The sequence below is a fragment of the Paenibacillus sp. FSL R5-192 genome, from assembly GCF_000517845.1.
Classification (GTDB): Bacteria; Bacillota; Bacilli; order Paenibacillales; family Paenibacillaceae; genus Paenibacillus; species Paenibacillus amylolyticus.
In genome coordinates this window covers 975444-991541 of the sequence record NZ_ASPR01000014.1, presented here as the reverse complement: position 1 = coordinate 991541, position 16098 = coordinate 975444, and the positions used below count along the sequence as shown (strand labels likewise).

The following is a 16098-nucleotide window of genomic DNA, read 5'->3' as shown; positions in this document are numbered from 1 at the left end:
ATCTTCAACATTTGGCCCTCATTCAATTTTAAGCATAATGATGTCTTATGAATAAATTCGGTTGTACATCCAGCCTACAATGCCCACCGTAACCACTGTTGCCCCAATAATAAATGCATAATAGCCAATCTTACTTTTGGACTCCGAAGTCTGATGGTCATAATAATCCGAGTTACGTCGGTAAAACCCCATCCATAACTCTCCGATCATATTCACTACAACCAATACAAAACGTTTAACAAGCCCCATTGTATTCGCGTCTCCTCTCTCTAATCAACCTTCTTCCCTATTAAGTATAATTATCCCAATTCATTAAAACAACCCACTCATATTACCTTCGGTGCGGTTTCATGCTCCAACCAGTTTAGAATATCAAAGGCTTCTTGGTCGGTGCTACCACACATCTCTTCCTCAGCTTGCAATCCACTGCATACCGCAGGACGATCTTTTTGGCCAAAAATTCCGCAGCGATTATCATCGGTAAGCTGCACACAACGTACACCTGCCGGCTTGCCATGAGCCATGCCCGGTATCGGTGATGATATGGAAATCGCGATACAACATGCGGCACAGCCTGTCCTGCATTCCATACATATTCCCTCCTAATTTTAATACTTATATTACTTACAATACGTGTTCAAAAAGACCGGTTTTCAGTACCAAGAAGATGGGATGAATTCCATCTTCGATACTGATGATGCCATAAGGCATCCTTCGTAATCAAAAGCGGACTTTTTGAACTACCTCTGATATTATGAGCGATTTATCCAGGTCCAGGTTCGAGCCAGCCCCTGAGCAATTCTCCGATTCATGCTTCGATTGGAAAAATACCCCCCATGACTTAGCGGATTCCAACTCATAGCCACGCCGCCAGAGTTCACTTCAATGTCTTCTTTGACCGCTTTCTCATAAGCGGGATCAATGGGGCGTAATGGATAACCCAGAATATCATCCCGATCGTAGAAGTTCACCCACTCCCCTTCCAGCCCAGCATAGTACTGATTCACATGGGAAGAGGGCACCTGAATTGGACAACTAAAGTCATGGTAACGCAAACTCCATAAGGGCAAGGTTGTACCAAAGGAGTAAAAATTGGTCAGCGTATCCCCCCGCTCCAGAGCCGAGTTCACATCCACAACCTCAGGCACACGACTGGAGGGATATTGCAGATCGTAGAAGAAGTTACTGGCGATTACGGCACCCAAACTATGGGCAACCACACAGAGCGGAGCTTCCGGTCCATTACGCTGTGCAAGGGTATGCATCGCCTGATTCAACGTTCGATGTACGGCATCGTAGTTATGGCCTTGATTTTCCACCGGTTGATAAGCAACCGCATCAGCTAGGTAGTGGATGACAAATCGGCGCAACGCCTGAAAGTTCAATCCCGGAGAGCTGACGAGCTGTTGAAAAAGTGCCTCTTCCCGCTCCTCAAATACATCCGCCCAATATACAGGTTCGATATCCAGCATCTGTTTAGTGGCTCCAGGCAAGACCATCACCTTGTCCAATTCCTTATGCAAACAAGCAATCAGCTTGTCCGCGTACCCATCCTTCCGCATACCCAGCCCGTGAATGACCATCACCGCAATACGTGTCATGGCTCTCCTCCTCATCGATTGACTAGGATCTCTTTCTCCACCATATGAACGCCACGACTCGAACATGCCTGAAGCTTGCTTTGTCAGAAGAACCTTTCCAACCACCATTATTTTAAAAATGTGATTCTTCCATTTTATATACAGTTTACCATGATCGTCATGAAAATAACGATCATACAGCAAAAAGGAGCTGCACATCACGCAGCCCCTTCTTGTTGTTGTATTCAATTAACCTTTCAGGTGAACCTTCAACACACCGCTTTGATTAGATGTAACATCACCTGTCGTGACTTCCACCCGCTCAACCATATCCTGACCATCTGGAATGATAATCGGTGTAATCAGCGGGTATCCCGCATCTTCAATTACCTTACGATCAAACTCCAACAGCTTTTGTCCAGCTTTTACATGTTCGCCAGCTTCCACATGCATGTTGAAGCCTTCACCCTTGAGGGATACTGTATTAATCCCGACATGGATCAGAACTTGTAATCCACTCGCGTGTTCAAGAATCACCGCATGTTTACTTTTGATTACATGAGCTACCTGAGCATCGAACGGAGCAACAACAACGTTGCCAGAAGGTTCAATCGCTACACCTTCACCCATCTGTTTCTCGGCAAAAGCCGGATCTGGTACTTGCTCCAGTGACACGGCCTGGCCTGTTAAAGGCGCCATGATTTCCAGTGTATTCACGGCTTCGTCTCCTACTTGAGCTGCACTACGTGTGCGCTGGTTTGGATCTGTTTTTGCAGTTGAAGAGGTAACACCCGAAGCAGACTGCGATGTAGCCGCTTTAGGCTCAGCAACGGTTTCATTGCTTGCACTACGATCTTCTTTTCTCAGTTTGGCTCTGCCAAAAAGGACGGTCAGTACAAACGGTACAACCAAGACAATCGCCATGCCGATGAAGAAAACGCCCCATTTGTCAGGGAAAATCGACAGGAATCCAGGTACACCACCTACACCGATGGAGGTTGCCTGAACATTATTCATCGTCAGCAGCACACCACCAATCGCGGAACCGATCATACCAAAGATAAACGGATAACGGTAACGGATATTCACTCCGAAGATCGCCGGCTCAGTTACCCCGAGGAAGGCCGATACCGAAGACGTTGCCGCAAGTCCTCTCATTTTCTTTTCACGCAGGACAAGCATCATCGCAAGTGCCGCCGAGCCTTGTGCGATATTGGACAATGCCAGCATCGGCCACAGGAACGTACCGCCCTGACTACCAATGAGCTGAACATCCACCGCGAGGAACGTGTGATGCATACCGGTGATAACGAGCAAAGCGTACAGACCACCGTAGATCAGACCACCCAGCGCCGCGTATGAATCGTATACATAGATCAAGCCGGATGTAATTGCATTTGCAATAGCAAATGTAACCGGTCCAATAATCGTAAATGCCAGGAATCCGGTAATCAGCAACGTAACTGGTGCAACGACCAGCAGTTTGATCGAATCATGTACCCTTTTATTCAGGAAAATTTCCATCTTCGCAAGCAGATAGGCCGATACCAGTACTGGCAGAACCTGCCCTTGATAACCAATCTTCTCAATCTCCCAACCGAACAGATTCCATGTTGGCACCGTGCCATTATTCACAGCATCAGCGTAACCATATGCACTCAGCAGATCGGGATGTACCAGAATGAGACCCAGCACGATCCCGAGCAGCGGACTGCCGCCGAACCTTTTTACAGCTGCCCAACCAATTAGAGCCGGCAGGAACGTGAAGGCTGTACTTGCGATTGTATTAATAATGGACGCAAGATCCTTCCAGGCTGGATAAACATCCACCAGTGATTTTCCATCAAAGAAAATGCCTGGGCCTGTCAGAATATTGTTAATCCCGAGCAAAAGACCTGCCGTAATGATTGCAGGCAAGATCGGAATGAAGATATCCGAGAGTGTTTTAATCGCTCGCTGGATTGGATTTTGCTTTTTACCAGCAGCCGCCTTCACATCATCCTTGGAAGAACGATCTCCCCCGGTAATCTGAATCATCTCATCATAGACTTTATCCACCAGACCAGGCCCAATAACGACCTGGAATTGTCCTTGGGAAGAGAACTGTCCTTTGACCAGATCATTCTGATCCAGACTTTCAGTATCCACTTTACTCTCATCGTACAAGGCAAAACGGAGTCGTGTAACACAGTGTGTAGCAGCTTCAATATTCTCTTTGCCACCGACAGCCCGGACGATCTCCTCAACCTGTTTTTTATCGATTGCCATAGTGTCACTTCCTATTTATAAAATGTGATTAGTCCTGTTGTGGCACAAGCCACATATAGGATGCATACGGACTGAGAGAGATTTCCTGCGTCAGCACAGGGGCTGCCTCCGTATTTCCTATGAGTAACTCTGCTGATTTGCCTGCAATGTGATCATTCCAGACCGCTTCCGGAAGCGAGAACGTGACGTCTCGTTTACTGAAGTTGGATACAACAATCAGAGTTTCACTTCCATTGGTCCGTGCGTACGCGAATACATTCGGGTGTGCATCATCCAATCGTTCATACAGACCGTCGATCAGCACGTTAACCTGTTTACGCAGGGCAATTAATTTGCGGTAGTGATAGTAGATCGAATCTGGATCAGCCAGCTGCTGTTCCACGTGAATGGAAGGATACCGCTCATCCACCTTAAGCCAAGGTGTTCCGCTAGTAAATCCGGCGTTCTTACTTCCATTCCATTGCATCGGTGTCCGAGAGTTGTCCCGGGAACGCTCTTTTACAATGTTGAATGCTTCTTCAGCGGATTTGCCTCGTTCTTCCTGAAGCAAACGGTACATATTCGTTGATTCGATATCGCGGAACTCGCTAACGTCATTCCAGACCGGATTCGGCATGCCGATCTCTTCTCCCTGGTAGACATAAGGTGTACCTTGCATGCCGTGTATCGTTGTTGCAAGCATCTTCGCACTCTCGGCATGATAGTCACCATCATCGGCGAATCTGGACAGTGCCCGAGGCTGATCATGGTTATTAAGGAACAGCGCGTTCCAGCCACCACCAGCTTGCATGCCTGTCTGCCACTCACTAAAGAGCTGCTTCATCGCTTCGAAATCATACGGCATCAGTTCCCACTTCTGACCATTCGGATAATCCACTTTCAGGTGATGGAAGTTAAACGTCATCGAAAACTCCCGGGAAGCCGGGTTCGAATATTGGATACAATGTTCCAGTGTTGTGGAGGACATTTCCCCTACGGTCACCATGTTGTAAGGCCCGAATACTTCATCGTACATCTCGGTGATGTACTCATGCACACGCGGTCCATCCGTGTAGTATTTGCGTCCATCACCCGGTGACACGCTACCATCATCATCAGGGAACCGCTGGTCTTTGGAGATCAGGTTGATCACGTCCATACGGAAACCATCCACACCTTTTTCGGCCCAGAACTTGATCATATCCCGTACAGCTTTGCGTACTTCTTCATTCTCCCAATTGAGATCTGCCTGCGTTTTATCAAATAAAGTCAGGAAATATTGTCCCGTCTGTTCATCGAACTGCCAAGCAGGCCCACCGAACTTGGATTGCCAGTTGTTTGGCACACCGCCATCCGGAGCAGGATCTTTCCAAATATAATAATCCCGATACGGATTATCCTTGGAAGAACGGGATTGCTGGAACCACTCATGATCGGTCGAGGAGTGATTCACCACGATATCAATCATCAGTTTCATATCACGAGCCTTCAGACCTTTCAGCAGTTCGTCAAAATCCTCCATCGTTCCATAATCCGGATTAATCCGGTAATAGTCCGCTACGTCATACCCATTATCATGCTGCGGAGATACATATACCGGCTGCAACCACACAATATCGATACCCAGATGCTGCAAATAATCAAGCTTCTCGGTTAATCCACGAATATCTCCAGTACCCGATCCGGTTGTATCATTAAAACTCTTCGGATATACCTGATACACCGTTGATGTCTTCCACCAAGATGACGGAGTTGTGTTATTAGAACTCATGTTAACGCCTCCAATAAATTGTAATGCTCTTATGTGATGTTCTCGGCTAACTTCATATCTATATTACATAAGTAAACATGTATATACAAGTTGAAACTATAATATGTATATTCTCCGCCTCTTCTACACATTCCCCATAAATCTTTCCTCTGTAACATTTATTTTGGAACCTGCGTTCGTGAACCCAATGATATCTGTATTGAGACAACAAGAAACCGTCTGTTCTTCCCACCATTGGTGCGGGCAACAGACGGTCTAATTTGGTTGAACTTGGTTGAACTTTTTAAATGTATTCTACTGTTTTTTACTGTTGTAATGGATTGTTATTATAAAGTTGCTGTCACTTGACTTCATCACCACAGCGGAGACACGCCTCTTACGACATCTCTGGTGAAACAACGGCTTTCCCTTGTTTTTCCTGCATATTCAACTTCAATAAAGATAGTGCAGCTTGCTCTTCCCTTTCCAGTTCAGCGGCACTGATCTCACCAGAGAGTACGGCACGCATTCGCTTTTGATCCAGCAGACCTTCCCATTTTGCCACCACAAATGCTGCGACACAGTTGCCCATCAAGTTGGTGAATACACGCATTGTATCCATGAATCGATCTGCACCAAGCAGCAGAGCAACCGCTGCTACCGGAAAAGCATTGACAGCCACTGCCGTTGCGGACAGGGCCAAGAATGCGGAGCCAGGTACTCCTGCCATGCCTTTGGAACTTAACATCAACACCAGCAAAATCGTAATCTGCTGCATCAATGTCAGTTCAATCCCTACGGCCTGAGCAACAAAAACCGTTGCCAAGGATAAATAGATCGAAGCGCCATCCAGATTAAACGAGTACCCCGTCGGCACTACAAGACCCACAACCGCACGATCACAACCCGCCTTGGTTAGTTTGTCCATCATGCGTGGCATCACCACTTCTGATGATCCGGTTCCAATCGCCAGCATCACTTCAGAACGGGTATATTTCACAAATTGCAGGAAATTTAGCCCGGTAATCCACCAGGCAGCCAATGCCAACATGACCAAAAACAGCAGTGCTGCGCCGTAACAGGCCAGAATCAGCAGACCAAAGGACGACAATGTGGAAGCCCCATAAGCACCTACCGTGTAAGCCATGGCTCCAAATGCACCAATTGGTGCGAGTTTCATGATATAACCGATGATACGAAACACAATGCCGAGCAAGTTCTCAATCAGCGTCAGTACATTCTCTTTTGCCTTACTCTCTGTTGCTGCCAGGGCAACCCCGAACAGGCATGCCACGAGCAATACTTGCAGAAGTGCATTTTGTGCAAAGGCATCTACAACACTTGTCGGAATAATATTCATGATAAAGTCTACCGTATGCGGTAACTCGGAACCATTGGTTTTTGCTTCAATGCCGCTTGCATCTATGGTTGAAGGGTCCACGTTCATTCCGGCACCGGGGCGAAGCAGATTGGCTGTTCCCAATCCAAGTACCAGTGCCACTGTAGTTGCAATCTCGAACCACACGATGGCTTTCAGCCCGATGCGACCTACCGACTTCAGATCACCGATCTTGGCAATACCTGTTACAATCACCATGAAAATCAGTGGTGCGATGATCATCTTGATCAATTTGATGAAACCTGTTCCGAGCGGTTGCAGCAGGCTACCCAGATCCGGCCACAGGATGCCTACGCCAATCCCGATGATTACCGCTACAATAATTTGAAAAAATAATGATTTCATAAATGACATGAACGCTCCCCCTGTTTGCGGTCAATTCGGATTTCCGTTTGGTTTCCGTGTAACTTTTTATATCATTCTAAAAGGGAGTTCAACAATGGAATTTCAATTTTTTTGTCATTTGTACCAACTCTATTGGTGAAAATTGAACCTAAAACCGAAAAAAGACGAATACCGCGTCAGTTATCTTGACGTGATATTCGTCTTTTTCCATAAATCCATTTATTATTGAACAGCGGTTAAATGTGCATCACAGGGTAATCGATTCTCCCGGGGCTAGCACACGTCCTTCCAACCCTTTTGCAGCAAGTTGCTGCACGAAGTGTTCCGCATCCTGACGAATTACCGGGAACGTATCATAATGAACCGGAATCGTCAGTTTGGCATTAAACCATTCGGCCGCTTGCAGCGCATCCTCAGGTCCCATGGTGAAATGTCCACCAATCGGCAAGAAAGCTACATCAATATCATGACGATCACCGATCATTTTCATATCCCAGAAGAGACTTGTGTCTCCGGCATGCAAAATCGTTTTACCACCAATATTAATGATATATCCAGCAGGCAACCCTGCATACATGATCCGTTGTTCTTCTTCGAGCACAATCCCGGAAGTATGGAACGCCTGAATCATTTTAGCTTGAGCAAATTCAAGATCTACCGTTCCGCCCATGTTCATGCCGAGTGTATCCAGACCCTTCCAAGACATATATGTAGCCAATTCAACAATAGCCACAACTTTGGCGTTATTTGCTTTGGCAATAGGTTCAGCATCGAGGATGTGATCCATATGTGCATGTGTCAGCAACACAACATCTGTCTTAATATCTTCAGGCTTCGTGACGGCAAGCTCGTTGCCACGCAGGAAGGGATCAATGATCAGAGACTTTTCTTCTGTGCCCAGCTGTACACTGGAGTGACCGTGGAACGTAATATTCAACAATTTGGATTCCTCCCGACATATGTTTTATTATTTTGAAAACCACTATATATTATAAATCATACCTCTTCACCAACGCAAAATCACGCTAGCCTCCGTGTCACCGCTGCTTACGATATACTCTTGCTTCATACGGCTGAAGCTGAATCGCACCTTCATCGGTAGAATAACGTCTGCTCACATTGCTGATGATCAGCTTGGCATGCTCGGAAGTCCAACCTTCCGGCCAGTGCATCTCAGGTTCATGCCCACGGAAATTCAGAATGACCAGCATCTGCTCATCTTCCAGCGTTCGGGTATAGGCATAGATATCCGGATCATCCGGTAGCAGCAGTTCATACGCACCATAGATAAGTACTTTATGTTGTTTGCGAAGGGCAATTAACTTACGGTAATAATGCAAAATGGATTGCGGATCACTTTCGGCATCAGCCACATTAATCTCAGGATAATTATCATTCACCTGAATCCACGGCTGACCCTGGGTAAACCCTGCATGTTCCGTCTCATCCCATTGCATCGGCGTGCGGGCATTATCGCGACTCTTCAGCCAGATCGCCTGCATAACTTCATGCTTTGATTTACCTTGACCAATGTAATGATTGAAATAATTTTTGGTCTCGATGTCCCGGTATTGTTCGATATTCGGGAAAGCGACATTGGTCATGCCGATCTCTTCTCCTTGATAGATGTAGGGGGTCCCTTCGAGTGTAAGCATCCATGTCGCCAGCATCTGAGCAGAACGCACCCGATATTTACCATCATCACCAAAACGGGAAACCGGACGTGGCTGGTCATGGTTGCCCATATAATTGGCGTTCCAGCCTCTACCATGCAAAACCGTTTGCCACCGGCTCATGATTTCTTTGAGATCGGTCAATTTCCATTCCTTATAGTTCCACTTACCAATTCCGGAGGATTTAGCATCAATGAACATATGCTCAAACTGGAATACCATATTAAGCTCGTCACGATCCGTGCCCACATAAGCCAAGGCCTGCTCAGGTCCAAGTCCTGAAGTCTCGCCAACTGTCATGGGTCCGTAGGGTTTCAGGATCATGTTATTCAGTTTCTTCAAGATCGAGTGTACCTGTTCCAAGTTGGAAAAGAGCTGATACGCTGGAACCACCGGCAGATTATCCGGATTGTGGGCACTTGGCAGCCCCTCTGCCTTGGCGATATGCGCCACTGCATCGAAACGGAATCCGTCGACCCCTTTTTCCAGCCACCAATGCACCATCTCATACATCTCTTCTGCCATCTGTGCATTGTTCCAGTTGAGATCCGGTTGCTGTTCGGAATACAGATGCAGATAATATTCATTTGTCTCGGGATCATGCTTCCACACTGAACCCCCAAAATAGGACTCCCAATTATTCGGCACCTGTCCATTTTTGCCTGAACGCCAAATATAATAGTCCCGCTTTGGATTCATCTTTGATGAACGTGATTCGGCAAACCACGCATGTTCATCTGACGTATGATTCAGCACCAGGTCCATCATGATCTTGAGACCACGCTTGTGGGCCTCTGCCAATAATCGATCAAAATCCTCCATCGTGCCATACTTGCGTAAAATGCCGTAATAATCCCGGATATCATATCCGTTATCATGTCCTGGTGAATCGTAAATGGGACAGAGCCAGATCACATCTACGCCCAAATTCTCCAAATAATCGAGTTTCTCATAGATCCCCTGCAAGTCGCCATATCCATCTCCGTCCGAATCCTTAAAGCTGCTCGGGTAAATCTGGTATACCACACTCTCTTTCCACCAAACGATATCGCCCACCTCGCTCTCATCATTGTTCAATATATAAATTGAACTAAAGAATATTTACACTGGACACTCCGATGACAGAACAACCTTCCGATCGCTGTTATCCCCAGATTTTATGAATTCCCCTTATAAGGGGAAAATCCGGTGATAAAGGCGAACGCTTTCGCTTCTTCAGGTTATTTCTGTCCTCTCCGTTTCGTGTAAATGTTTAGTTAAATTTATATATAAACTCTGCTCACGATATAAATAAGCCGTTAATATGTTTTATCCGAAATGATTCCCTTGTAAACATTTGAAAGGTATCTTATGCAAGAAGACCCGGTCATGGACCGCGATCTGCGGTTCAATTCCGAGTCTTTTTTTGTGAATATAAGACTAACTTAAATCCAGTGTAACCTATCCAGGCACCGATCGTGTTCAGAATAATGTCATCCACATCAAACGAACCTACACGTGTAATCAATTGTGTGACCTCAACACCCAGCAGAAGCAAAACAACTGTAGATGTAAAGGTCAGGAACGTACGGCACCTTCGAAACAACCATGGGATCCAGATGCCCAGTGGAATGAACAATACGATATTGCCAAACAGGTTTTTGACCCAGGTATCTGTATTGTACCTCTCCCTCTCCATAAGAAGTGGACGAATCGTCTCGAAGGGTACGAGATTATATTGATAATACATGCTAGGTGTTCGTCCACTGACAAACAGTAAAATGCCCATAATCAGTAGGTAAAGCACTGCCATGCAAGCAACAATGGTCAGTATCCACTTGGAGTGGAGCCACGACTTTTCGCTCATCCATCTGTCCTCCGACCTTGAATTCCGCGAAGCGGTAAGGTCTATTTTAACGGGATATATATCTTCATGTCCAGTTGTTCAGGGGTCGATTTCCAGACATCCGTCACTTCAAAGTCTGGTCCTTCCCTCCGTTCATAGTTAGACTGCGGCAACCAGCTGCCATAGATCATTTTCCGAATATCCTGCCCGGAGCCTTCCACGGTGAACTCTGCATACAAGCCGCCCGGAATTTCAATCGAAGTAAAACCGGGTTCAAGTACCTGCGATGCTCCACTGCTTTCTTCACCCACAATAAAAGAAAATGCTCCATCCTCTTCAAAATGACAGGCCACACCATAAGCCATATCAGGTCGTGTCCTCTCCGGGATCGCCATGAATTTCTGTTCCATGCCAAAATCGTGATAAAATCCGGGTATTTCAGCATAATGCTGATTGTCATTCAGGTTGGTCTTATATTCATAGCCGACAATCCAGTTCGGTTCCCGTGTGACCAGACGGGGTGTGTTCATGTGGAAAGTTCCATCAAGCCGAGTTCGATAATCGTTAAAATCAATGCTCTGTTGCATCTTCAGAAGAGACAACTGATCCACTTCCAGCTTACGTAGCTTCGCCGGTGTCATTCCAAAGTAGGCTGAAAATGCACGGGTAAATGCCTCTTGAGATTGATAGCCAAAGCTCATCGCAATGTCCAGTATGCCTTCCGATGTGCCCCGCAGCATCCCTACAGCTTCCGTTAATCTGCGTCTGCGCACGTACTCCAGTACCGTGAATCCCGTGATCGCCTGAAATAAACGCTGAAAATGAAACGCCGAAAAGCTCGCAGCAGCGGACGTCTCTCTGATATTAAAATCATCTTGCAAATGCTGCTCCAAATACTCAATAGCAAGCTGAATTCGTGTGTAATGATCCATAGTGACGGCTCCCCTATCTAATTCAAAATATCAAACGATTTCTTATGTAGTATGACTGAGATCCAGATCTTTTTTTTGATTTTGTGTGCGAACTTGTATGACGAAAGATACGCGAGTTCCGATTCTCTTCAAGTTGAATGACACTATGATACACTGTATGCCAAAAACCCCTTGTTCTACAAGGAGATGCTCTCTACGCTGGTTGATTTACCAACAGAGATAGCTCTTGTGAACAAGGGGACTTGTTTGTTTAACAATCTATGCTTAACCTTTCCAGTTCCCGGACACGGGATGAATACCCCAGATATCTGTCGCATACTCACTAATGGTACGATCACTGGAGAATATGCCGGAATGTGCCGTGTTTAATATCGCTTTCCGAGTCCAGCCCGGAATATCCCGATACGCCTGGTCAATCGCAGCATGCGCGTCGGCATAAGCAGCAAAATCACGCAATACAAAGTATTCGTCACCATGGGCCAGTAAGGAGTCATAAATATCCCAGAACTCCCCGTCACGATAACAGAATGCACCTGGATGCACCAGTTGCTCCACGACCTCGCGAATGCGTTCATCGTGCTGCACGATCTCATTCGGACGATAGCTGCCAGAACGATAATACTCAAGTACTTCGTCTGCACGCAGACCATAGATGAACATATTTTCTTCCCCAACCTGCTCCGCCATCTCCACGTTGGCTCCATCCATCGTGCCAATCGTTAAAGCCCCGTTCATCATAAATTTCATGTTGCCCGTACCGGAAGCTTCCTTACCTGCGGTTGAGATCTGTTCACTAACATCCGCAGCGGGGATGATCTTCTCTGCAAGAGAGACGGAATAATTTTCGAGGAAAAATACCTTCAAGCGGTCATTCACGGCCGCATCCCGATTCACCGTGTCAGCCACGTTGTTGATCAGCTTGATAATTTTCTTGGCAAAATAATAACTCGGCGCTGCCTTGGCACCAAAGATGAACGTACGTGGTACCATATCAAACGAAGCATCATTCTTAAGCCGGTTATACAGATGCATAACATGCAGAATGTTCAACAGTTGACGTTTGTACCCGTGTAGTCTCTTCACCTGTACATCAAAGATGGAATCCGGATTCACTGCTGTCCCGGTATGATCCAGAATATACGCAGCAAGCCGCTCTTTGTTATCCCGCTTAATTGAACGGAACTGCTCCTGGAATGATGTATTATCCGCAAAACCAGCCAACTGGTCCAGCTTGCCCGGCTCTGTTATCCATTCGTTACCGATTGTATCCGTGATGAGATCCGACAGTTTCGGATTGGCATGCATCAACCAGCGGCGATGGGTGATACCATTCGTTTTGTTATTGAAACGCTCTGGATACAGTTCATAGAACGGAGCCATCTCGCGCTCTTTCAAAATCTCGGTGTGCAGAGCAGCAACACCATTCACGCTATGACTGCCTACAATCGCCAGATGTGCCATCCGTACCTGATCGTTTGCAACAATCGCCAGATGCCCTATGCGATCCTGATCTCCCGGATACCGGTCCAGCAGCATGCCACAGAAACGTTTGTTGATCTCTTCAATGATCATGTAGATTCGTGGCAGCAGCCTGCTGATCATGGATACAGGCCATTTCTCAAGAGCCTCACTAAGCGTTGTATGATTGGTATACGATACAGTACGGGTTGTGATATCCCATGCTTCATCCCAGCCGTAACCCTTCACATCAATCAGGATGCGCATCAGTTCTGGAATAACCAAGGTTGGATGCGTGTCATTAATGTGGAAGGCCACTTTATCAGGCAAACGATCATACGGTAACTCCAGCTTGTTGAACGTACGCAAGGCGCTCTGTACACCTGCTGAGCACATGAAGTATTGCTGCTTCAATCGCAGCAACTTTCCTTCATACTGAGAGTCATCCGGATACAGGAATTCCGAGATTGATTCAACCGATCGGCTATAATCCAGATAACCGTAGTAGTTCGAAGGGGTGTCGAGTGAAGTTTCGCGCTTTGGCTCGGCACTCCATAGACGCAATGTATTCACATGGGTTTGACCATAACCGATGACAGGCACGTCATAGGGTATGGCGACAACCGATTCGGCATCTTTTGTAACAAACTGATATTCTCCATCCTGCTCATGAGCTTCTACTCGGCCCCAGAACTGTACTTCCACCTTTTTGTCTGGACGGCGGACTTCCCATTCATTGCCCTTATCCAGCCAATTGTCGGGTAACTCTACCTGATTACCATTGATGATTTTTTGCTCAAACAACCCGTATTTATATCGAATCCCGCAACCATGTCCTGCATATCGTAGTGATGCGAGTGAATCCAGGAAACAGGCAGCGAGTCGTCCCAGACCTCCATTACCGAGTCCTGCATCCGCCTCCTGTTCTTCTATCTCCTCCAAGGAGAAGCCCAGCTCAGCTAAACTGTCACGCACCAATTCCAATTCATTCACATTCAACAGATTGTTGCCGAGCAGACGTCCAATCAGGAATTCCAGCGAGAAGTAATAGACCTGTTTATCCTGGCGCTGCTTGAACCCCTGATTCGACGCTGCCCAATCCTGGCCTGCATATTCACGAATCATGCTTCCCAGTACATGGTACACGTCTTCCTGTGTTGCTTCTTCAATCGGTTTGCCCAATTTGCTGACCAGATTCCGTGTAAATATACTCTTGAACGTTTCCTTGTTGTCAAACAAAAGTAGGTTCCTCCCGGGGAAATCCTGCAGGATGGTGGCGGTTCATACACTCTGTTGCTCAACATTGTGCAAAGTGGCCGTTCCGGTTACGAATCGTTCTTTTGATCGCTGTTGTCTCCAAATTTTCTTGATTAATCTATATAAATTGAACTAGAGAATATTTACACTGGACACTTCGATGACAGAATAACCTTCCGATCGCTGTTATCCCCAGATTTTTTTGATTCCTTTTAAAATGGGAAAATCCGGGGATAAAGGCGAGCGCTGCGCTTCTTCAGGTTATTTCTGTCCTCTCCGTTTTGTGTAAATGTTTAAGTTGAATTTATATAATCAAGGGTAAAATTTGAAGCCAAAGGCGAACGCTACGCTTCAGAATCGATTTCGTCCCCTCCACTACGTTTGCATGCTGGTGAGAACTTTCGAAGATGCAATTCATGCGTCGAAAGTGTATGAACCTTAAATCCATCCTGCAGGATTTTTATTTTATATATATTTATAGAAGATATCGGTTACGTGGGGGCATTAGATAATAGTACTTTTCGCTAAGATGTATGGATTTGACGGGTCACCGATCAGCGTCTGTCCTCCGGTCAGCTTCACGTCTTTATCGAGAATGACGTTCTCAAGTACCGTCCCCTCACCAATGTAACATTTCTGCATGATGATGGAACCTTTTATTTTGGCACCCTTGGCCACCTGTACACCACGGAACAGAATGCTGTCCTCCACCTCTCCACCAACAATGCAGCCATTCGCGAGAAGTGAATGTTTAACATCGGCGGTATCCAGGTATTTGGCAGGCGCTTCGTATTTAATTTTGGTCTGGATCGGATCTTCCTTGAAAAGTTGTTCATATTGCCCTGTGTTCAGCAGATCCATACTATTGCGATAATAACTGTCAATGGAATTGATGACTGCGTGATAGCCATCATATGCATACGCAGCGATATTCAATCCATCCGGATTTTTTTGAATCACATCCCGGAAGAAATGGCTCTCGCCATGATCGATGCAGCGTTGCACCTGGCGCAAGAACAATTCTTTTTCCATGATGAAAATTTCTGTATATATATTCGGGTGATTAGCGCTTTGGTGAATGTCCACCACGTTACCGTCCCCGTCATGTTCAACTTTGACACAGGCGTCATGTTCAGGCAGCAGCTGATCTACTTTTTTGCAGACCAGTGTAACGTCCGCTCCTTTACTGATGTGATACCTGTAGACATCCTGGAGGTCTGCTTTGGTCACATGGCGACTGCCCGCATGCACAACATATTGTCCTGCCCCTCTGTGGAAAAAGTCCAAATTGTTATGGAAATGTTGCAAATCCCCTTGTGATGTATCTGTTGGATCGTTCCAGTCTGGTGGCAAAATAAACATGCCACCATGCTTGCGATCCAAATCCCAAGGTTTACCGTCACCAAGATGGTCCATCAACGAGCGATATTTTCGCCGTACAAATACACCAATACTCTCAATGCCTGCATTCATCATATTGGATAGAACAAAATCGATCAGACGGTAACGCCCGGCATAAGGCACCGCGGCTCCGCAGCGAAAATACGTCAATTCTTTCAATTCTTCAAGTTCATGGTCAAGGTTAATAACTCCGATCAATTGTTTCATCGCATGCACCGTCCTTTTGACTTC

General features: G+C 46.3%; 12 protein-coding genes. All 12 read right to left on the bottom strand.

Annotated features, from left to right (window positions below; translation table 11 throughout):
• Positions 1-45: 45 nt before the first annotated feature.
• Positions 46-249 (bottom strand): hypothetical protein, encoded by a 204-nt coding sequence (locus C161_RS12875; RefSeq protein ID WP_017688872.1) that lies wholly within the window; start codon positions 247-249, stop codon positions 46-48.
• Positions 250-326: 77 nt separating this feature from the next.
• The gene (locus C161_RS12870; RefSeq protein WP_036670624.1) at positions 327-590 is read right to left on the bottom strand and encodes a zinc/iron-chelating domain-containing protein; all 264 of its coding nucleotides are present in this window, start codon (positions 588-590) and stop codon (positions 327-329) included.
• 162 nt (positions 591-752) lie between these two features.
• On the bottom strand, positions 753-1601 hold the full coding sequence (locus tag C161_RS12865) for a hypothetical protein (RefSeq protein WP_036670623.1): 849 nt from the start codon (positions 1599-1601) through the stop codon (positions 753-755).
• Positions 1602-1829: 228 nt separating this feature from the next.
• Complete coding sequence (gene treP, locus C161_RS12860) at positions 1830-3848, bottom strand: PTS system trehalose-specific EIIBC component (protein ID WP_036670622.1); 2019 nt, start codon at positions 3846-3848, stop codon at positions 1830-1832.
• Between the two features lie 28 nt (positions 3849-3876).
• Entirely contained in the window at positions 3877-5598 is a 1722-nt protein-coding gene (treC, locus tag C161_RS12855) for an alpha,alpha-phosphotrehalase (protein WP_036670620.1), read from the bottom strand.
• 376 nt (positions 5599-5974) lie between these two features.
• Positions 5975-7330 (bottom strand): C4-dicarboxylate transporter DctA, encoded by a 1356-nt coding sequence (dctA, locus tag C161_RS12850; protein WP_036670619.1) that lies wholly within the window; start codon positions 7328-7330, stop codon positions 5975-5977.
• A gap of 238 nt (positions 7331-7568) precedes the next feature.
• Positions 7569-8261 carry a metal-dependent hydrolase gene (locus C161_RS12845; protein ID WP_036670618.1) on the bottom strand — a complete coding sequence of 231 codons (693 nt, stop codon included), beginning with the start codon at positions 8259-8261 and terminating at the stop codon, positions 7569-7571.
• Between the two features lie 97 nt (positions 8262-8358).
• Positions 8359-10071, bottom strand: coding sequence for a glycoside hydrolase family 13 protein (locus C161_RS12840; RefSeq protein WP_373461303.1), 1713 nt, complete (start codon positions 10069-10071; stop codon positions 8359-8361).
• 310 nt (positions 10072-10381) lie between these two features.
• A complete protein-coding gene (locus C161_RS12835; protein WP_051449712.1) occupies positions 10382-10840 on the bottom strand; it encodes a VanZ family protein in 459 nt (152 codons plus the stop codon).
• 41 nt (positions 10841-10881) lie between these two features.
• Positions 10882-11751 (bottom strand): effector binding domain-containing protein, encoded by an 870-nt coding sequence (locus C161_RS12830; RefSeq protein ID WP_036670617.1) that lies wholly within the window; start codon positions 11749-11751, stop codon positions 10882-10884.
• A gap of 264 nt (positions 11752-12015) precedes the next feature.
• Positions 12016-14448 (bottom strand): glycogen/starch/alpha-glucan phosphorylase, encoded by a 2433-nt coding sequence (locus tag C161_RS12825; protein ID WP_036608763.1) that lies wholly within the window; start codon positions 14446-14448, stop codon positions 12016-12018.
• A gap of 522 nt (positions 14449-14970) precedes the next feature.
• Positions 14971-16074 carry a glucose-1-phosphate adenylyltransferase subunit GlgD gene (glgD, locus tag C161_RS12820; RefSeq protein ID WP_036608765.1) on the bottom strand — a complete coding sequence of 368 codons (1104 nt, stop codon included), beginning with the start codon at positions 16072-16074 and terminating at the stop codon, positions 14971-14973.
• Between the last annotated feature and the right edge of the window lie 24 nt (positions 16075-16098).